17 protein-coding genes and 1 tRNA gene are annotated in these 18,255 nt (G+C 51.3%); 7 read left to right on the top strand and 11 right to left on the bottom strand.

Annotated features, from left to right (window positions below; all coding sequences use genetic code 11):
* Positions 1 to 48 precede the first annotated feature (48 nt).
* The gene (locus tag FWG96_00620) at positions 49 to 1,467 is read left to right on the top strand and encodes an ATP-binding protein (GenBank protein ID MCL2031770.1); all 1,419 of its coding nucleotides are present in this window, start codon (positions 49 to 51) and stop codon (positions 1,465 to 1,467) included.
* Positions 1,468 to 1,595: 128 nt separating this feature from the next.
* On the opposite strand, the gene FWG96_00615 is transcribed toward FWG96_00620, so the two are convergent.
* Positions 1,596 to 1,988 (bottom strand): DUF6157 family protein, encoded by a 393-nt coding sequence (locus tag FWG96_00615; GenBank protein MCL2031769.1) that lies wholly within the window; start codon positions 1,986 to 1,988, stop codon positions 1,596 to 1,598.
* Positions 1,989 to 2,067: 79 nt separating this feature from the next.
* Between FWG96_00615 and hypE the strand changes: the two genes are divergently transcribed.
* Together hypE and FWG96_00605 are read left to right on the top strand one after the other, a co-directional pair.
* On the top strand, positions 2,068 to 3,114 hold the full coding sequence (gene hypE, locus FWG96_00610; protein ID MCL2031768.1) for a hydrogenase expression/formation protein HypE: 1,047 nt from the start codon (positions 2,068 to 2,070) through the stop codon (positions 3,112 to 3,114).
* A gap of 64 nt (positions 3,115 to 3,178) precedes the next feature.
* On the top strand, positions 3,179 to 4,366 hold the full coding sequence (locus FWG96_00605) for a DUF1015 domain-containing protein (protein ID MCL2031767.1): 1,188 nt from the start codon (positions 3,179 to 3,181) through the stop codon (positions 4,364 to 4,366).
* Positions 4,367 to 4,385: 19 nt separating this feature from the next.
* On the opposite strand, the gene FWG96_00600 is transcribed toward FWG96_00605, so the two are convergent.
* Positions 4,386 to 4,460 (bottom strand) — tRNA-Thr (locus FWG96_00600).
* A gap of 162 nt (positions 4,461 to 4,622) precedes the next feature.
* Positions 4,623 to 5,696 (bottom strand): formate--phosphoribosylaminoimidazolecarboxamide ligase, encoded by a 1,074-nt coding sequence (locus FWG96_00595; protein ID MCL2031766.1) that lies wholly within the window; start codon positions 5,694 to 5,696, stop codon positions 4,623 to 4,625.
* A gap of 222 nt (positions 5,697 to 5,918) precedes the next feature.
* Here FWG96_00595 and FWG96_00590 point away from each other — a divergent pair, with 222 nt between their 5' ends.
* Both FWG96_00590 and FWG96_00585 read left to right on the top strand, forming a co-directional pair.
* Positions 5,919 to 7,244: a single-stranded DNA-binding protein gene (locus tag FWG96_00590; GenBank protein ID MCL2031765.1), complete on the top strand. Its 1,326-nt coding sequence runs from the start codon at positions 5,919 to 5,921 to the stop codon at positions 7,242 to 7,244.
* The gene (locus tag FWG96_00585) at positions 7,241 to 8,143 is read left to right on the top strand and encodes a glycerol dehydrogenase (GenBank protein MCL2031764.1); all 903 of its coding nucleotides are present in this window, start codon (positions 7,241 to 7,243) and stop codon (positions 8,141 to 8,143) included. Before FWG96_00590 ends, FWG96_00585 begins: the two co-directional genes overlap by 4 nt.
* Before the next feature lie 31 nt (positions 8,144 to 8,174).
* Here FWG96_00585 and amrB read toward each other — a convergent pair whose 3' ends face one another.
* The 3 genes from amrB to FWG96_00570 all read right to left on the bottom strand — a co-directional run bounded on the left by amrB (position 8,175) and on the right by FWG96_00570 (position 9,844).
* On the bottom strand, positions 8,175 to 8,975 hold the full coding sequence (gene amrB, locus FWG96_00580; GenBank protein ID MCL2031763.1) for an AmmeMemoRadiSam system protein B: 801 nt from the start codon (positions 8,973 to 8,975) through the stop codon (positions 8,175 to 8,177).
* Positions 8,976 to 9,036: 61 nt separating this feature from the next.
* Positions 9,037 to 9,660 carry a 30S ribosomal protein S2 gene (gene rpsB, locus FWG96_00575; GenBank protein MCL2031762.1) on the bottom strand — a complete coding sequence of 208 codons (624 nt, stop codon included), beginning with the start codon at positions 9,658 to 9,660 and terminating at the stop codon, positions 9,037 to 9,039.
* A gap of 13 nt (positions 9,661 to 9,673) precedes the next feature.
* Positions 9,674 to 9,844: a DNA-directed RNA polymerase subunit K gene (locus tag FWG96_00570; protein MCL2031761.1), complete on the bottom strand. Its 171-nt coding sequence runs from the start codon at positions 9,842 to 9,844 to the stop codon at positions 9,674 to 9,676.
* A gap of 156 nt (positions 9,845 to 10,000) precedes the next feature.
* On the opposite strand from FWG96_00570, the gene FWG96_00565 reads away from it, so the two are divergent.
* Positions 10,001 to 10,504 carry a DUF2240 family protein gene (locus FWG96_00565; protein ID MCL2031760.1) on the top strand — a complete coding sequence of 168 codons (504 nt, stop codon included), beginning with the start codon at positions 10,001 to 10,003 and terminating at the stop codon, positions 10,502 to 10,504.
* On the opposite strand, the gene FWG96_00560 is transcribed toward FWG96_00565, so the two are convergent.
* Positions 10,505 to 10,987 carry a multiprotein bridging factor aMBF1 gene (locus tag FWG96_00560; protein MCL2031759.1) on the bottom strand — a complete coding sequence of 161 codons (483 nt, stop codon included), beginning with the start codon at positions 10,985 to 10,987 and terminating at the stop codon, positions 10,505 to 10,507. It abuts the gene before it with no gap.
* A 110-nt stretch (positions 10,988 to 11,097) separates the two neighbouring features.
* Between FWG96_00560 and FWG96_00555 the strand changes: the two genes are divergently transcribed.
* On the top strand, positions 11,098 to 12,297 hold the full coding sequence (locus FWG96_00555) for a proteasome-activating nucleotidase (GenBank protein ID MCL2031758.1): 1,200 nt from the start codon (positions 11,098 to 11,100) through the stop codon (positions 12,295 to 12,297).
* A gap of 3 nt (positions 12,298 to 12,300) precedes the next feature.
* On the opposite strand, the gene FWG96_00550 is transcribed toward FWG96_00555, so the two are convergent.
* The 4 genes from FWG96_00550 to FWG96_00535 form a co-directional block, all read right to left on the bottom strand.
* Positions 12,301 to 13,065, bottom strand: a complete 765-nt coding sequence (locus tag FWG96_00550) for an ATP/GTP-binding protein (GenBank protein MCL2031757.1) — start codon at positions 13,063 to 13,065, stop codon at positions 12,301 to 12,303.
* 87 nt (positions 13,066 to 13,152) lie between these two features.
* Positions 13,153 to 15,531: an HlyD family secretion protein gene (locus FWG96_00545; protein ID MCL2031756.1), complete on the bottom strand. Its 2,379-nt coding sequence runs from the start codon at positions 15,529 to 15,531 to the stop codon at positions 13,153 to 13,155.
* Positions 15,528 to 16,004 carry a hypothetical protein gene (locus FWG96_00540; GenBank protein ID MCL2031755.1) on the bottom strand — a complete coding sequence of 159 codons (477 nt, stop codon included), beginning with the start codon at positions 16,002 to 16,004 and terminating at the stop codon, positions 15,528 to 15,530. Before FWG96_00540 ends, FWG96_00545 begins: the two co-directional genes overlap by 4 nt.
* The gene (locus tag FWG96_00535; protein MCL2031754.1) at positions 15,985 to 18,243 is read right to left on the bottom strand and encodes a peptidase domain-containing ABC transporter; all 2,259 of its coding nucleotides are present in this window, start codon (positions 18,241 to 18,243) and stop codon (positions 15,985 to 15,987) included. The genes FWG96_00540 and FWG96_00535 overlap by 20 nt, the downstream gene beginning before the upstream one ends.
* Positions 18,244 to 18,255 lie beyond the last annotated feature (12 nt).

The raw sequence follows: 18,255 nt of genomic DNA, 5'->3' as shown, positions 1-18,255 counted from the left end.
ATGAGTAAATAACTCACGAGTAACCAAATAACGACTGAGAGGATGCTGATGGAAGACCACATAAGGAAATTCCGCGAGGGAGGAAGGGGACGCGAACTTAGATCACTTGAGAAATTGTACAACCGCGAGGGGTTCACTTTCGCCGTCATATACGGAAGGCGCCGCGTGGGAAAAACAAGCCTTATCAACGAGTTCATAAGGCGCGATAATAAAAAAGCGATACAGTTCACCGCCACAGAGAACACAAATGCAGTAAATCTGAGCAATTTCTCGAAAAGCATTTTCTCGGTATTCCCGAGACCGCCGTCGCTCGGGGGTCTCCCGTCATGGGAAGGCGCGTTCGACTACATAGTGGAACAAGCGAAAGAAGAGAAGATCATCCTGGCTATTGACGAATACCCATACCTTGTCAAAGCGTACCCCCCTCTCTCTTCCGAGATCCAGCGGTACATAGATCTCACACTGCAGGACATCGACATCATGCTGATACTCTGCGGCTCCAGCATGAGTTTCATGGAGAATCAGGTGCTGGGCTATGAGAGTCCCCTTTATGGGAGACGCACGGCGCAGTACAAGATCAGGCCTCTCGACTACTACGACAGCGCCGAGTTCTTTGAAGGAACGTCTCAGGAGGACAAACTGCTGGGATATGCTGTTACCGGAGGAATCCCTCTCTACCTTAACATCGTATCGGAAGGAGATACCGTTGCGGCGGGGATAGAGGAGGCTTTCTTCGCCACGGACGGGTTCCTTTTCGAAGAACCGTACAACCTGCTGAAGCAAGAACTGCGCGAGCCTGCGGTGTATAACGCGATCATAGGCACGATCGCAGGCGGTTCCACAAAACTGAACGAGATCGCTGACAAGATCAAAGAGGATAAAAGCAAGGTCGCAAAATACATCAGTACCCTTATCGACCTTGGGATCCTGGAAAGGGAGGTTTCGATGTTTGCAAAGAACAGCCGGACCGGCGTCTACCGCATCAAAGACAATATGTACCGATTTTGGTACCGATTCGTCTGGGATAATATCGGACTTGTTGAGAGCGAACATACGCACATCTATAAGGAAAAAGTGGAACCGTTCATCCCCGACTTCATGGGACATGTGTTCGAAGATGTTTGCGTGCAATATCTGACACGTTTAAACGCCAAAGGCCGTCTGCCGTTCACCTTCGATTCGATCGGCAGATGGTGGGGCGGCAACCCCGTCACAAAGAAAGAAACGGAGATAGATGTGGTGGCCTCCAGCGGGAACAAGATGATAGTCGGCGAATGCAAATGGAAGAGCAAAGAGACGGGAGTCGATGTTTACAGGGACCTTAGAAATAAAGCCGCCATGTTCGCTGATAAAGATATCTATTACTTCATTTTCTCGAAATCGGGATTTACAAAGGAACTGATGGATGAAGCAAAGGCTGACGGCAGGCTCACGCTCGCCGGGCTGGATGACCTGTTCACATTATGAGTCGGCCAGCCTCCTGTCTTATTCTGTCCCGCTAAGGTCGGACGCGGACCCTCGGCCCCCATATGACCGGCCGGTGACGACGCTGGCCGTATGGTAAGAAAGCATGTTCTGTACCGTCGCCGGCGGCGTTATTTTTTACCTGAGTTCATAGCTTTGACGTGTTTCAAGCTTTCATCGGCTGAAAGTCGTTTGTATTCGTCCGACTGGACGGCATATATCGCGATCTTACCATCCTTGTCGCTGTGGACGCCCCAGCCGTATTTTTTCGTGAGGGGGGATGCGCGAAAACAGGGCTGGCCTTTTGAAAAGAACTCATTTCTGTCAATCCCTCGGCGTTTTCCGTTGGATTCATATAACACATCATCTGAAGTGTATCTATATGGGTTGCCAGTAAGCATTTCATATTCGATCTGCGCAGCTGTTTTTGGTTCTTTTGCGGGCGGTGCTTCGGCCGCCGACACAGGACAGTCCTCGGCTACCTCGATAAACGTTTCGATGTAGTTGGTGGTATGCTGTTTCATTCTGAAATCCTCCTCAGTTATTGTGAAGTAATAGAAAATCGAGGATAAAAACCTATATTGGCGAACCCATTTACGGCCGATGTCCAAGATCGTCATGAATCACGGCGCGGGCGGGGAGATCATGCAGGAGTTCCTTTCCAAGCATATTGTGTCTCATTTTCCTAAAGTAAATTCGGACGTTCCTTTGGATTCCATGGACGATTCTGCTGTGATAGACGATGTTGTCTTCACGATAGACGGGCACACCGTGGACCCTCTGATATTCCCCGGAGGCGATATTGGGAGGATCTCCGTCTCCGGGACAGTGAACGACATATCCGTCATGGGTGCGGCGCCGATAGCTATCGCGTGCTCGGTCATTTTGGAAGAGGGTCTCGACATTGAGACCGTTGATAAGATCATGGAAAGCATGGGCAGGACCTCGCGGGAATGCGGCGTCCCCATAGTCACGGGTGACACCAAGGTCATGGAGTCGGGCGCGCTGGATAAGATGGTGATAACCACATCGGCTATCGGCAGGAGATCCGAGCTGCTGGACAACGACCTGAGTATAGCTTCCCGGTACAGGAAGGTCAGGGACAGATGGTGTACCGACTCCAATCTGGCTCCCGGCGACGTGATAATAGCCTCTGGGACCCTTGGGGACCACGGCGTCGCCCTGCTTTCTTTCAGGGAGGGGTACGGCTTCGAGAGCGAGATCCGGAGCGATGTCGCCCCCTTGAACAAGATGATCGCCGAAGGGCTCAAAGCGGGAGGGATCGTATCTATGAAAGACCCTACGCGGGGAGGCCTGGCCAACACCCTCAACGAATGGTGCTCCAAATCTCACATCGGGATAGAGATAGAACATGCCTCCATACCTCTGAGGGACGGGGTGGTGAACGCATGCGATCTGCTCGGCATCGACCCGCTCAGCATAGGAAATGAGGGGAAGGTGATCATAGGGTGCGTCCCGGACATGGCGGAGGAGGTTCTCAAAGCTATTAAGAAAACGCCCGAGGGCAGGGACGCCGCCATCATAGGCGCCGTCAAAGAAGGAAAAGAGAGGGTCATCATGAGGACGGAAATAGGAGGGAAGAGGATACTGGAGCCTCCTTCCGGAGACCCAGTGCCCAGGATATGCTGACGTCCTCCGATACCACGTAGAAAGAGATATAAGGTATTAAGTATAACATCGGTCAGGCGATCAAATGGTTATCTTTCTTCCTTTCCCAGGATACAGGCCGGCATTGAAAAGCGACGAAAGGATCGAGGACCGTATCTCCCCGCCTTACGACGTGATCGGGAAGGAGTATCTCAGGATGCTTCAGGACCGGAGCAACAACGTCACCAATCTTACGCTGAAACCCGATGTGGACAGAAAATACAAAGGCTCCAGGAGGGAACTCGACAGGATGATCTCCGACGGGAGCCTGCGGCAGGACCCCGACTCGTTCTACCTCTATGAGCAGGTGTTCAACGACCACGGGGTAAAGAAAACAAGGACCGGGCTGGTCGGAATCCTTAAAACTGAAAGTTACGAGGAGGGCAATGTGGTCCCCCATGAAGAGACATTCTCGAAAGTGAAGGAGGACCGCCTGAATCTCCTCAGGGACATGGAAACCCATTTGGAATCAATATTCGGTATATTCGAGGGGCTTAGCCCGGAGCTTGACAGGAAGGTTACCGACACCGCAAAGCTCATCTACAGACACATGGACGGTAGCGGCGTCGACCACAGATTCCATATCATAGACGATAAAGACATCCAAAAAAGGATAACGTCCGAACTGAAGGACCAGAAGATGCTGATCGCTGATGGCCACCACAGATATGAGACCGCCCTCAACTATTCTCTGGAGAACCCCGGCAATGATAAGAAGGGTTACGTGCTGGCGACACTGGTCGCGGCTGACGACGGGGGACTTGTGGTCTGGCCGACGCACAGGCTGATCAACTCGACGGAGATATCTCTCGCTGACGCCGAGAAGATGATATCGCGATCAATGAAGATAAAAGAGGTCCCGGAGGACCGCATGATATCCGAGCTTAAGGATTGGATGATGGGGCTCATGTTCAGGGACGGGAGACGCTTCCTTGCCGGCTACGACGATGGGGGCGAAGGACTCTGGAAACTTGACACGTACGTTGTACAGGAGATCATCCTTAAGAACATCTACGGTTACGATGAGGGAAGGTCCTCGGTGGAATATGAGGCGGAATTCTCCAACGTTAAGAAGGTGATGCAGGAAGGGGGATTCGACCTAGCCGTCGTCCTGAACGATCCCAGCCTCGAAACCATCTGGAACCTTTCGATGAAAGGAGTAAGGATGCCTAAGAAAACGACATTCTTCTTCCCGAAGATATGGTCGGGCTTCGTATTCTACAAGATGGCCTGAAGGGAACAGTTAGAATTGATGGAGCCGCTGATGGGAATTGAACCCACGGCCTACGCCTTACCAAGGCGTCGCTATACCCCTTAGCTACAGCGGCTTATGGAGGTAGTCAATGGAGACATTGCTATAAAGCTTTCTGGTCCTCGGGGGCTCTGGTGAGACCGTCGCTCCAGGACCGACTGCCGCCCGATAATGAATTGCACCGTTCTGAACGAAAATGCGCGTGAAAAAATAACAGACGAGGGTTTCGCCGGAGCCCTCAGCTCATGAGGGCCTTTAGGTTGCCGGAGGCCGCCGCGTCCTTTATGCCCATCGCCATCCTGCCGCCCGTGCTCAGACCCGGATATACCAGGTCCGCATACGGCGAGCCGGATATGAACGGGTTCGTACCCGCGACGATCCTCGTGGATATCTCGAACACCTTGAATTCCAGTTTATCGGTGACGACCGTCTCCAAGCAGAACGGTCCCCACATCCCTCCGAACAGTTCATAGGAACGGTTGATGACGCTCTCTCCCATCTCGAACGCCTTCGGAAGCAGGGACTCCCTTATCACCACAGGGGTGTTGCCGGTGACCACGAACGAAGGATAGAGGCCGCGCCTCTTCGCATCCTCTATGGAACCAAGTTTGTACATCTCATCGATGTTGGTCTCATCCCTGCGGTCAATGGACAACAGTTCCAGTGTGCCTCCCTGCTTGCACAGGTAACCGTCCTTCTTCAGAGGGTCGTAGAAGAAATGAAGGTAGTACCTGGTCCCGATGCAGTATTCTTGTATGGTATATGGAAGAGAATTATCTATGGACATCTTGAAGTCCGGGTAGTCCTTGGCGATGAAGAATCCGCGGCCTCCTTTCGCTCCGTGGTATTTCACCATTACCGCTTCGTTTATTTCCCTGGCATCGGTGATGAGCCTCGGCATCGGGACGCCGGCGGAAGTGAGCCAGCTTCTCTGCCTCTCTCTGTTGGACTCCCACTGCAGGACCGCCCTGTTGCCGTAGGACGGGACCATATACTCCTCAAATTTCGGCACTCCCATGTACTCCACGAACGAACCGTGGGGGATTATCACCGTGTTCCTGTCGATGAGCTCGTCCTTTCTCTCCTCCATCTCGTCAAAGTCAGAGTACCTGATTATCTCATCCGGTTTTGCCAGAGGGAACGCGTCGTAGTATTTTGTGTTGTCTTTTACGGTCAACCCCAATGTCTTGAAGCCCATTTTGCGGGCTCCGTGAAAGATCTGAAGCGAAGAATGCGAGCACAACGTGGCTATCGTTATGCTGCTGGCGTCATATCCGTCCAGGATCTCATCGATCTTACCCTTGGGAACCATGTCCTCTTATTGCATTTACACTTTTAAATATTGTTACGCTAACAACATCGGAGACAATACGCCCCCTTTCGCCGAAAACGGCCGCCCCGCCGTGTTGTTCCGCATCGCTTTTGATCGCGGGCGGGGCTCACTTTCGGCTTATTCGGACACCCCTAGTAATGTCTTTTATACCAACAGATTGTACTATAGATTGCCTCGTGGAAAAACGAAGAGGTCGATACAATGAATGACGAAGAACTGCAAATCCATTTTGAAGAACTGAAGAAAGAGCTGGACGGAAAGATCGACGACGCCCAGCTGATGAAAGAACTGAACACATACCTCAACGAATACCGTGTAACGGCGGAGGCGGCCAAGAGGGGAATAAAGAGGAAATACGGGGCCGACGGCTCCTCCTCGTTCATGACCGCGGATGTCCTGTCCAAAAAGATAGAGGAACTGAAAGGCACGGAGATGAATGTCGACATAACGGCTAAGGCCATCTATGTGGATAAAAAGCAGATAACTGTGAGAGGATCCCCTAAGACGATCATATCCGGGATACTCGGCGATGAGACGGGCACGGCCCCTTTCACTATCTGGGAGGGGGAGAACGTCGAATTGGAAAAGGGGGCGGTCTATCTTTTCAAGAACGCGTACACAAAACTGTGGAACGACCGCGTGCAGGTCAACCTGGGCTCGCGCGGCAAAGTTGAAAGGACAGAGGGGGTCCGCGTCGACGTCCCCGAGCGGACAATCGCCATGGACTCCTCGGAGATAAAGATCGGGGACATCAAAGAAGGCTTGGGGAATGTGACGGTCAACGGCCGCATAATGTCCGTCGAAGAAAGGAACATAACCGTGAAGGGCGAACCGAAGATCGTCTATTCGGGGATAATAGCCGACGATACCGGCAAGATCCAGTTCTCCGCGTGGAACGATTACGGTCTCAAAGAAGGAGAGTCGATCTGCGCCAAGAACGCATACATACGCGCTTGGAGGGGGATACCTCAGCTGAACCTCGGCGACAGATGCGAGGTGAGCAGGGTCGACGACTCGTTCGGAGAGATAGACATCACCGTCCTGAACAGAACGGTCGCGGACATCATAGCCGTGGGCGGCGGTCTCGACCTCTCCGTGACCGGGACGGTCGTAGACCTGAGAGCGGGGAGCGGTCTCATATGGCGATGTCCCGAGTGCAACAGGTCCGTACTCAACGGAGAATGCACCACACACGGAAGGGTGGAGCCGATAACTGACCTCAGGATGAAACTGATACTGGACGACGGCACCGGGGCAATAAGCGCCATCGTGAACCGTCAGGACACCGAGAGGCTGACAGGGGTCACCCTGGAGGCCGCAGAAGGATTGGCCAAGGCAAGAGGCGACTCGGAGATAGTGGCAAGGGAGATGGCCGAACTGATAATCATGAGGAAGATGACCGTGACAGGGAACGTAATGAGCGATGATTTCGGGCCCATGATGATAGTGAGCAACGCGAGGGTAGAGAACGTCGACGTTACCGCCGAAGCCGAGAAACTCTACAGCGAAGTGGAGGCCGCGCTATGAACGCCAGAGAGACAGCGTGGAGACTCTTCTCATCGGAGCTGAACTCAGCAACCTATGAGATCAAAGGCGACGATGAGAAATCCCCGTCGTATGTGGTGACGAAACTCGGCGCGATGGTCAACAGGGTGCTTGTGGCGGGCGTCCTGACCGAAAAAGAGAATGTCGGGTCAGATGACGAGCCGATGTGGAGAGGCAGGGTGCAGGACCTCGCCACAGGGAATTTCTTCATTAACGTCGGAAGATACCAGCCGGAGGCCGCAGCGGCGATGGCCGACATAGAGACGCCGGCTTTCATAGCCATCGTCGGAAAGGTGAGGACGTATACGACGGACGATGAGAGGGTGTTCGTTTCCATAAGGCCGGAACGCATAGTGAAGATAACGGAAGAGGTGAGGGCGCAATGGATACTCGATGCGGCCAAGTCCACATGGGACAGGCTGAACAAAATGAAGAAGGCCTCATCCGTCGAGGGCCTCTCTGAGAAGACTCTCACGGACAAGGGATTCAGCGAGAAGGACGCAAAGGGTATAATGACCGCTTTAGAGCAGTACGACCTTCCCGACTCGACCACTTATCTGAAGTCCATACAGACAGCCCTGCGCACCATCCTCCCGGACAAGAACATTGATCTGGGTCTGCCGGAGGACATGTCGGATTCGCCGGACGAGATAGATATCGAGCCGGGGTCCATGGGCGGCAGCAACGCCGATATCGAGGACATCATCCTTTCTCTACTGGATGAACTGGATACGGACGGGAAGGGGGCTCCCAGGGACGAGCTCGAGAGAAGGGCAGAATCGGAGGGCATATCCAGCATGGAGCTCGAAGAGATCTCCAATGTCCTTATGGACAAAGGTCTGGTATACGAACCCAACCTGAGATATCTGAAACGCATTTGAACGCGGGGCCTCGCCCCGTTCTTTTACCTTTTCATTTGTACATCACGGCTGACCCATACCCCACCACCGAGTTGATATCATATCTCAGCGAATCCCATGAGTCTGAGTATTTCAGCACCTCTATCCTAGACGGCTCCGATCCCAGGATGGCGGCCGCCATCGGGCCGTATCCGCAGACCGATATCCTGTTCCTTTCCACCGCCGAATACATTCCGTCGACGTCCCTTTCCGCGATCCGTTCCAAGACCGTCGAGTTCAGTCTCTCCGCGTCCTTTTTCGGGATGTAATGGGCCATGTCGCTGGATGCGATAATGATCACATCCCTGTCTCCGCATGCCTCCTTTATCGACCCTGCCAGCTTTTCGGCGGACGCTTTGCTCTGATCCCTCATTATGATCGGCACGATCTTCGGATCCTTGTCGATGTATTGTATGAAGGGTATCTGCACCTCAATGGAATGCTCATATCTGTGGGCGGCGCAGCTGCAGGGGACCGTTTCCTTGAGCCCGGATGCTATGTCCTCATGTATCTTGCAGGGACCCATCGGAGTAAGGAAATCCTCATCGCACATAACGGCCTTGAAAGGCACGCCGGTATGGTCCGGGCCTATCAGGATGTACGCTTCTGGCAGTCCGTCCTCCGCTATCTTTCTGTAAACGTGGGCGGCGTTCATGCCGGACGCCATGTAACCCGCATGCGGCGAGATGGCGGCGGAGATCGTCCTGTCATTGCCGAGATGTTCCGGAAGCCCCGGTCCGAGGTCGTGAAGGAAACTGCTTTCGATGCTTGCCGTCAGTTCGGCCCTGTCCGCAGGATAGAATCTGCCTGCCACGGCTGGATGTCTCATAAATGAAAATATATGTAAAAGGGTAAATGGTTTGCCTTAGCCTGCATCAGAGCTTGGCTTCGAAATCCTCGATCTCCATCTGGAAATCCGCGCGGTCCTTTATGTCGCCTCTTGCGAAAAGGACCTCCCTCGTAAGAAGCCAGTATATGCAGGCGAGCGCCCTTCTTCCTTTGTTGTTGGTAGGCACGACGAGATCGACATTCCTTGTCTCGTTGTTGGCGTCGCAGAGCGCGATTATCGGTATCCCGAGGTTGAGGGCTTCGTTGAGCGCCTGCTTGTCCGCCGCCGGGTCTGTTACCATTATTATCTCCGGCTCGATGAATCCGTCATTGGAGGGGTTCGTAAGCGTGCCGGGAACGAAGCGCCCCGCGAATGCGGGCGCGCCTACGGCTTTGGAGAACTCCCTTGCCGGCCTCTGTCCGTACTGCCTGGCCGATACCACAAGGATCCTTTTCGGATCATACCTGGCGAGGAAGCTTGCGGTCGCCCTTATCCTGTCATCCGTCTTCTTGACATCCAGCACATACAGCCCGTCCTGCCTGACCTTGTATATGAAGTCCTTCATGTCCGCGCTCTTCTGCTGGGTGCCTATGTGCACACCTGACGTCAGATAAAGTTCCTCTGCGACAAGCAGATCATTGTTTACGGTTACGTTCTCCTCTTCGCTCATTATGATTCCTCGGTTAACTCCTGACCACAGTGATAGGTATGATTTCCTTCTCATACTCAAGCATGGCGATGTCTATGGGATCCAGCATATCCTCGGGATAGTCGATTAGGACCGGAGCGCCGTACGAGATCTGAAGCGCCCTTGCGCCTATGATCCTTGCCTTCTCAAACCTAGTGTACATCATTTCATTCACCATACAGGATGGCAGGTTATTATGATGCCCATTATAAACCTTTCTGAGGAACCGCCCGCCCTATTATTTTATCCTGTTAGTGTACAGAACATACAACGCGCGCGTGTGAGGGTAACATATTTTTACACCCACCGTGATTGACGCCTCATGCCCGATGAACTGGAGACCTGCCTTGCCGCGCTGTTCCTTAACAAAGGCAAGGATGTCCTCACCGCCAAAGAGTTCATGATGTACGCGTCCCTCGACCTCAGATGGATGCAGGTAAAGGATGCGGACGCGCTGATGAACATACTTTTGGATAAGGGCCTCATGTCGAAGACGGGCGAATACCTGCGGCCGATGATAGAGACCTCCGCAGTGAACGTGCCGGTAGCATACCGGCCGTCGGAGGATCTTCTCAAGTCTCTGAGGTCTTATTCGCCCAAACAGCAGACTGCCAAAGGCGGCGGCGCTGCCGATCTTCTGTCCGGGCTTATCAGGGTGGCGCTGGATTCAGGTATGGAGAAAGGCGCATTCATATCGGAATGCAACAAGATCAGCAAAAGAACGGACGTCGATATGGAAGTGGCGGCGTTGATGATCCTGAGAGAAAGAGGCGTGGACGTCATGCCTTTCCTGGACGATGTCCGTTCCTCCGTTCTCGGAAGATGATCATTCCTTTTTTATGAAATTGCTGAGGGTCATGCCTTCGGACTGCTTGCCGCCCCCTCCGACCTGAGCTCCGGACTGCACCTCTTCCTTAAGAGTTATATTCAGCGCCTTTTCCAGCTTGTTGATCATTTTATCGTCGGGGACCAGATCGTTCGCCTCTATTCTGGCGATGTTCCCCCTTCTCTCAAGGATGGACTTCGCGAACTCGTCGATATCCATTCCCTTTGCTTCTCTGGCGGCTTTCACCACCCCTCCGTAATCATCTATCAGTTCCCTTGACGACACCGAGAATACGTCTCTGGTCTGCATCCTTCTCTCTCTTCTCTGGAGTCTCTGTTCGATCACCGATTTCTGGACCGCCGCGCTCGGCGGGGGGTTTGGTCCTTTATACTCATCTCCGAACCTGGCACAGTCGAGGCACAGGCTCAGTTTGATGCCTTCCACAAGCATTGGTTTCGTTATGGGAACCTCTTTCCCACACATTTCGCAGATCATTGCAACCTTATTGGTATTTGTCATTAATTAAATTGATGGTCGGTACGAGAAAAAGTAATAAAGATGTGGAACGTATAAACCACAAAGTGGTAGCAATAATGGACGACACCGGCATTGAGGAACTGAAGGCGAGGATCATCACGCTCGAAGAGAGGAACGTCAGATTAATGGAGGATCTTCAGACCGCAGAGAACGACAAACGCTACTCTGAAGGAGAACTGTTCAGGCTGCAGAAGGACCACAGCAGGATACGGGCGGAGCTGGAGAGGCTCAGAAGCCCGCCTCTGATCGTGGGGTCGCTTCGCGACGTCCTCCCGGATAACCGCGTCGTCGTAAAGAGCACCACCGGCCCGGATTTCATCGTTTCCGTTTCCGAATACATACCGACGTCCGATCTTGTTCCGGGAGCAAGAGTGTCCCTGAACAAGCAGACGCTTGCGGTGATGAACGTGCTGCCTCTTCCGCTGGATCCCGTTGTTACAGGCGCGGAGATAATAGAGAAACCTGACATTTCATACGAGGACATAGGCGGCCTCGACAAACAGATGCTGGAGTTGCGCGAGGCCGTCGAGGACCCGCTGCTCAGGCCGGAGCTTTACGCCAAGGTCGGCATAGAGCCTCCCAAAGGCGTGCTGCTGGTCGGCCCCCCCGGGACCGGCAAGACCCTGATGGCAAAGGCCGTGGCGAACGCCACAAGCGCAACGTTCATAAGGTTCGTGGGTTCCGAACTGGTCCAGAAGTACATCGGAGAGGGCGCCAGGCTGGTCCGCGAGCTGTTCGATCTTGCCAGAGAGAAGGCCCCCAGCATAATATTCATAGACGAGCTGGACTCTGTGGGGGCAAAGAGGATGGACGTCGCCACATCCGGGGACAGAGAGGTCCAGAGGACGCTGATGCAGCTGCTGGCAGAGCTTGACGGATTCACGCCTACCAGCGAGGTTAAGATCATCGGCGCTACTAACAGGCCGGACATCCTTGACGACGCCCTGCTCAGGCCGGGAAGGTTCGACCGCATAATCGAGATCGACCTGCCGGACGCGGAAGGCAGGACGCACATATTCAGGATCCACATGTCCCGCATGAGCATAGACAAGGACATCAACCCGAGAAAGCTGGCCGAAATGACCGACACCGCTTCCGGCGCGGAGATCAAGAGCATCTGCACCGAAGCCGGAATGCTCGCAATACGCGACGGCAGGGACACGGTCACCGAGCGGGACTTCCTGGCCGCGAAAGGGAAGGTCATGGAAGCGGGAAGGAACAAGATTAAGGCCGCCCCCGCCTATATGTTCGGATAAACCTTAATTTCTATCCGCATCTTCTCCGCCGAAGAAAGTAAGCTGGATGGAAGCATATATCTCCTCCAGTCCTGTTCTTTCCTCCGCGGAGACGCCTCTTATCCCTCCGAATATCCCGGTGTTCTCCAGTGCTTTGAAGAGTTCCATCCCCACCACAGTCTGAGGATCGGAATCCTCATCCAGGAAATCGCCGTAGAGGGTGTCGGGGTTCTCAAACCAATCGATTATCCTCATGCCGTCCTCTTCGGACAGCACATCGAACTTCGAAAGCAGGTTGATCGTTGGAAGCTGCAGCCTGAACTGCACAAGAGCGGAAAGCGTCATTGACGATACGAACCCGTTCGGCCTCCTGCAGAGCATCGGATCGGAGAGGTACGCGATCATGGACCTTTCCTTTCCCAGCGCGTTCACTATCATGTTGGAGGATTCTCTGAACGCGAACAGCTCAAGCTGCCCGGGAGTATCTATCAGCGCATAATTGGTCTTGTATCCGCTGAGCACGGAGGTCAGTTTGTGTATGTTCATAGCCATGAGGTCGGCGGCGGCGACCTGCGCGCCGTTCGGCCCGAGAGAATATTCTTCCATCACCTCGCCGAGGGAGATCCATTCCCTTATGTCTATGTCCGCTCTGTAAGCGAGCCTGTCGGCGCCCGGGTCAAGGTTCACGGTGACGGCGTCGATCCCGTTGTCATCGAGCCATTCCTTGAATGCTCCGACCATGGTGCTCTTGCCGCTTCCGGCCGTGCCGACGAAATAGATGTTCCTCATAAGACCGTAATTATATCCCGCCTCTGATTTATATGTTTAGAGCAACTCTGCATCATCTTCCTTTCGGGGTCAGATGGATCACGGAGATCAGATGTACTCTCCCAATCCGAGCTGATCCAGCCAATATTTCATATATGTCACTTTTTCATATGTTACCCAGGCGCGGACGGTCATTCCGTTTGTTAAGTATATCTTTCCGCCTTTTGAATCCTCCATGTATTCTGCGTCGAACTCTACAACGACCCGGAAAAATGCGCCACGTTCTTGTAATATGGCATCGCTAGAGATACTTTTCACTGTTCCTTTTATCGAACCGTACTCTGTCTGAGCCAGCCCATCCACTATGAAGGAGCACTCTTGATTCACATCTATCTTAGAGCGGTCTCCCGACCCTATGTACATCTCTATAACCCTGTCGGAATAAGGATTGCTGATGCTCCCTATTATGTCCCCTATCTGCAGAACAGTCCCTTTGCGTATCTGTGCGTCGAAATGAATAATCCCAAGTATTGTAGCTTTGATATCATATCTTGTCAATAGTTCGTTATATGAGTCCAGTTCGTCTACATATGGAGTCATGTTGATGGCGTTCGCGCCTCTTTCCGATGCCAACTGAGCGATCGTTTGATTTTTCAGGCTTATCAGCATCGTCGGATCAGAAGCGGTGGCGACAGTAATGGCGAGGGCCAAGTATTCATCATATGATTTTGAGAAACTCTCGAACATGTAGTGGAACTTTGCCTGTTCATTGTCGGATTGGCTGAATGGCGAGGATACCGGCGTGCCGTCATAAATTGCAACAAGCCCCAACATAGTGTTTGTATATCCTATCTGTCTCGTCATAAGCGATATCATATTTGTTAATCTGGTGGTCTGTGATCCAAGTTCTGTTTCATATGATATCTTGTTGGCAGCCAACGTGCCCCTTTCTGATATTAGCTGTAATTCTGTTTGATTTTTCAGATTTATCATCATTGTCGGATCGACAATACTGCCTGCTGCTAGGGTGGCGGCAGCGTATTCGTCGTATGAGAATACGAAACTCTCGAACATTAAATAGAATCTCCGCTGCTCATCATCAATTGGGTTGAAGGGTGAGGTCACAGGTGTGCCGTCATAGTTCGCAACTAGACTTATCATTGTATCTATATAACCAATCCGATCCATTATAAGCGATACAAGGCTCGATATCCTATCACTATTTGCGTCCTTTTCGGCCTGAGAAGCTATCAGGCTGCCAGTGAGTGAGCCTCTTTCTGACACTAGCTGAGAAGCTGTCTGCTCCTTAAGACTTGCTCTCATCCCAGGCGGGTCCATGGAGCCGGAATATCCGCTATATGCACTCATGAAACTCTGTAACAAATAATAGAATCTCACTTCTCCGTCAACAGATGTGCTGAATGGTGAAGTCACCGATGTGCCATTATAGTTATTGACTATCCCCAACATTGTGTCTATATAACCTATCTGTGTTGATATGTAAGCCATAATGTCTGTTAATCTGGCATTGGTCGAACTCAGTTCAGCCTGGTAGTTTGCCCTATCGGTGATGTAATTGCCTCTTTCCAACGCCAACTGAGCTATTGTCTGATTCTTCAGGTTGATCAACATTGTCGGGTCGACAAAGGCTCTGTTGTTGGCTGCAACTAAGTATTCATCATATGCGTTTACGAAGTTCTTGAACATGTAATAGAACCTGAATTCATCCTCAGCAGCCTGATTGAAAGGTGTGGACACGGGCGTACCATCATAGTTCGCAACGATATCCAGCAGAATATCCATATTATTGATCTCTGTTGTCATAAGCAATATGAGGCTCGTTAGGCTTTCGTAATACTCATTTAGTTCTGTCTCATATGATGTTCTGTTGATGACAAGCGTATTTATCTCCGATGCTAACTGGGAGGTCATCTGATTCTTCAAATTTACCATCGTTGTTGAATCGAATATACCTCTTGCAGCGGCAGCGGCATAATTGTCATAAGTTTTTGTGAAGTTCTCGAACAAATAATAAAATCTGAACTCATCCTCGGCGTTCTGATCGAACGGCGAGGACACCGGCGTACCATCGTAGTCCGCAACGAGATCCAGCAGAATATCAATATTATTGATCTCTGCTGTCAAAGCTGATATCAGTGATTCTCTTTTTGCTATCTCCAAGAGTACCTCTGACTTGTCGAACTCCAGCACCAAATCCCCAGGGGAAACGGCATCGCCCGCCCCATAGTTCACACTATATACTATTCCGGTCGTGCCGGCAGTGAGCATCTGTTTGTCCTCCATGGTAATTACACCGCCGACTTGAACCTGTTCTGCTCTGACAGTGACGGCGCTCCAGACAACAGTACCGAGGAGAATCGCAATGACGGCAATGACAAATATGTATGTGAATTTCGGAGGATTCCTCAGGTACAATAAACGGCTATCGCTCAGTTTTCTCATATCGTATTCGCCAAGTTTTTTCATGTTTCAGCCTCCATAAATACATCTGCCATAATGTCATTGCCATCCTGCTCAATGAGTACAGTATATGTTTCTCCTTTCAGCTTTATGTTATTCTCAAAAGCATATACTTGTATTTTCCCATGCGCCATCTGAACACTTGCGGCATTCCCATGATACCTCGCCATCACGCAGTTCTCCACTCTTATTAATTCGCTGAACGAGTACGGTGGCTCCACTTTCGCAGGCGTTTCCCTTACTTGAACCATCATCCTGCTCCTCTGCACGAGCGAACCGTTCTCGAATACTGATTTTGTATTGATCGTTGTCGGCCCGTATGGAGTTAGACGGTTTGCTTTCATATACGAATTGAACATATGCATGACCTTCTGCATCTCTGTCCCATCCTGAGATATGACATATCTGGACAGCACGTTCTTCAATTTGAGCGTCTTTCCAGTCACGATCTCTATGCTTTTACTGGTACTCAATGTCATTGTCGCCCTCGATTTTCTTTTCCTGCCTCGTCTGCTGTTCTTTTTCAGAAGTGCTGGGGTTCACGCCTGGTAGCTCCCCGACCTGACTTTCCCACAACTTGAGATAGAGTCCCCCTCTTTTAAGCAGTTCTTCATGTGTTCCTGACTCTGTGATCTTACCTCCGTCCATGACATAAATAACATCACATTTCCTTATGGTACTTAGTCTGTGGGCGATGATCATCATCGTCGTCTCTTTCATCTTATTGAATAATGTATCGTATATCTGTTGCTCGGTCAAGAAGTCCATGTTCGATGTGGCTTCATCGAGTATAATAAAATCCGGCTTTTTCACGAGAACCCTGGCCAGAGCCAGTCTCTGCTTCTCGCCTCCTGACAGTCCGCCGCCGTTCTCATCGAGCCGCGTATTGTATCCGGCAGGCAATTTGTTGATAAATTCATCGCATCCCGCCAATGCACAGGCACTCGATATCTCATTGGGTGTCGCATCCGATTTCCCGATGAGCATATTGCTCATTATTGAGCCGCTGAATAGCTGCACATTCTGAGGCACACACCCTATGCGTTCTCTTATCGAGAATGGATTGATGTTCTTCAGGTCGATACCATTAAATGTTATCCTACCGCTCTCCGGAATATAGAACTTCAGCATGAGTTTGGACAGCGTCGTCTTCCCCGAACCTGACCTGCCTACAATAGCTACCTTCTTGCCTCTCGGTATTACAACAGAGATGTTGCTCAGCGTGAGCGGTTTTGAACCATATCGGAATGAAATGCCCTCTATTTCGATGTTATCTATTTTTTCTCCGAGTATCATCGAATCCTTTTCTAACTCCTCGTCCTCTTCCTCATCAACACTGTATATCTCGGACAGACGTTTCAGCGATATGTTAGCTTCCTGAATGCTCAACTGAAGGCTGACAAGCCTGTTTATGGGGCCGATGAAGAATCCCGATAGAGACATGAATGCTACGAGTGTACCCAGCGTCGTTTCGCCGCTGATGACAAAGAATCCTCCCATCACCAAGATTCCAATGTTGCCGAGCCCCCCGGTCAATGATGAGAGTGAGCCTTGGATATTTGAAAGGACGCCCCCTCTGAACCCTAATTTTAGGGTTTTGATGTACTCTGTCTCGATCCTTTCCATCATCAACTCTTCGGAGGTGTTCGTTTTTACCGTCTCGATACCGTTCAGGCTCTCTATCACCTCAGAATTTAGTCTAGCATGCTGTTCCATCTGTTTCTTGTTCAGTTTTCTATATGGCGCCCTGAATAAGAAGATGAGTACGGCGCTTACTATGGCAAGTATAATTATTATCCCAAAAAGATTAGCATTCATTGTGAACAGCACGATGCCGACAATGACCGCCATTGAAACATCAATGAAAACAGTGAGCGCCACGCCCGTCAGCACGCCCGCTATAACTCCCGCATCCTGGAAACGGGTGACTATGTCCCCCGTCTTACGGGACGCGAAGAAATTCATCGGCAACCTGAAGACATGTTCGAAGTAGCCCAACGTGAGCGGTATATCTATCTTCAGCGAAAGATATAGCATGACATGCTGACGTAGTGCTCCGAGAATGACCTGTACCACGACCACGACCGCCAGAACTATTGCGAATATCCTCAGCTGATCGTTAAGGTTATATGGAATTATCTCATCGATTAATATCTTGTTGAATATTGAGAGCACGATCCCAATGATTGTTAGAATAACGGTCGTGGCGATTGCGACAGCGAATAGTCTTTTGTGCGGTTTCAGAAGGCCGATGAAACTGGACAGGACGCTTTTAGCTCCCTCTTTGCTTTTGACGAAATTCTCATTGGGGACCATCATCACGAGGATCCCATCAAAATTTTCGAAGAACTCATCAACTGATGCCTTTTGGTGTTTATCTTCGGCAGGATCCATATACTTGATGGTTCCGCTGTTTACGTTCGCTGAAAAGATTACCACATAGTGAGATGTCCCATCTTCCTTCACAATGTGGGCGACCGCAGGTAAAGTGAATTTGCTTGTGAACGCCTCTTTGTCGACACGGACAGCCTTCGCTTCGAACCCAAGTTTGACAAGGGCCCCCGTAATCCCCTTGATCGTCGTTCCTGAAATATCCGTACCGAGAAGCTCCCTCAGCTTCACAATGGTTGTCTCGCGACCGTAATGGGCGCATATGCTAGCGATACATGCGGCTCCGCAATCGGAAGAATCATGCTGCTGGATGTGCGGGAATTTCACATCAGTATTATC

Origin of the sequence: Candidatus Methanoplasma cognatum (assembly GCA_009777615.1) — an archaeon.
Classification (GTDB): Archaea; Thermoplasmatota; Thermoplasmata; order Methanomassiliicoccales; family Methanomethylophilaceae; genus Methanoplasma; species Methanoplasma cognatum.
This window is presented reverse-complemented; position numbering and strand designations above follow the sequence as displayed.

Coding starts and splice junctions, on each gene's coding strand:
- FWG96_00620 (MCL2031770.1), top strand. CDS start 49: ATGGAAGACCACATAAGGAAATTCCGCGAGGGAGGAAGGGGACGCGAA.
- FWG96_00615 (MCL2031769.1), bottom strand. CDS start 1,988: ATGAAACAGCATACCACCAACTACATCGAAACGTTTATCGAGGTAGCC.
- hypE (MCL2031768.1), top strand. CDS start 2,068: ATGTCCAAGATCGTCATGAATCACGGCGCGGGCGGGGAGATCATGCAG.
- FWG96_00605 (MCL2031767.1), top strand. CDS start 3,179: ATGGTTATCTTTCTTCCTTTCCCAGGATACAGGCCGGCATTGAAAAGC.
- FWG96_00595 (MCL2031766.1), bottom strand. CDS start 5,696: ATGGTTCCCAAGGGTAAGATCGATGAGATCCTGGACGGATATGACGCC.
- FWG96_00590 (MCL2031765.1), top strand. CDS start 5,919: ATGAATGACGAAGAACTGCAAATCCATTTTGAAGAACTGAAGAAAGAG.
- FWG96_00585 (MCL2031764.1), top strand. CDS start 7,241: ATGAACGCCAGAGAGACAGCGTGGAGACTCTTCTCATCGGAGCTGAAC.
- rpsB (MCL2031762.1), bottom strand. CDS start 9,660: ATGAGCGAAGAGGAGAACGTAACCGTAAACAATGATCTGCTTGTCGCA.
- FWG96_00570 (MCL2031761.1), bottom strand. CDS start 9,844: ATGATGTACACTAGGTTTGAGAAGGCAAGGATCATAGGCGCAAGGGCG.
- FWG96_00565 (MCL2031760.1), top strand. CDS start 10,001: ATGCCCGATGAACTGGAGACCTGCCTTGCCGCGCTGTTCCTTAACAAA.
- FWG96_00560 (MCL2031759.1), bottom strand. CDS start 10,987: ATGTGTGGGAAAGAGGTTCCCATAACGAAACCAATGCTTGTGGAAGGC.
- FWG96_00555 (MCL2031758.1), top strand. CDS start 11,098: ATGGACGACACCGGCATTGAGGAACTGAAGGCGAGGATCATCACGCTC.
- FWG96_00550 (MCL2031757.1), bottom strand. CDS start 13,065: ATGAGGAACATCTATTTCGTCGGCACGGCCGGAAGCGGCAAGAGCACC.
- FWG96_00545 (MCL2031756.1), bottom strand. CDS start 15,531: ATGAAAAAACTTGGCGAATACGATATGAGAAAACTGAGCGATAGCCGT.
- FWG96_00540 (MCL2031755.1), bottom strand. CDS start 16,004: ATGACATTGAGTACCAGTAAAAGCATAGAGATCGTGACTGGAAAGACG.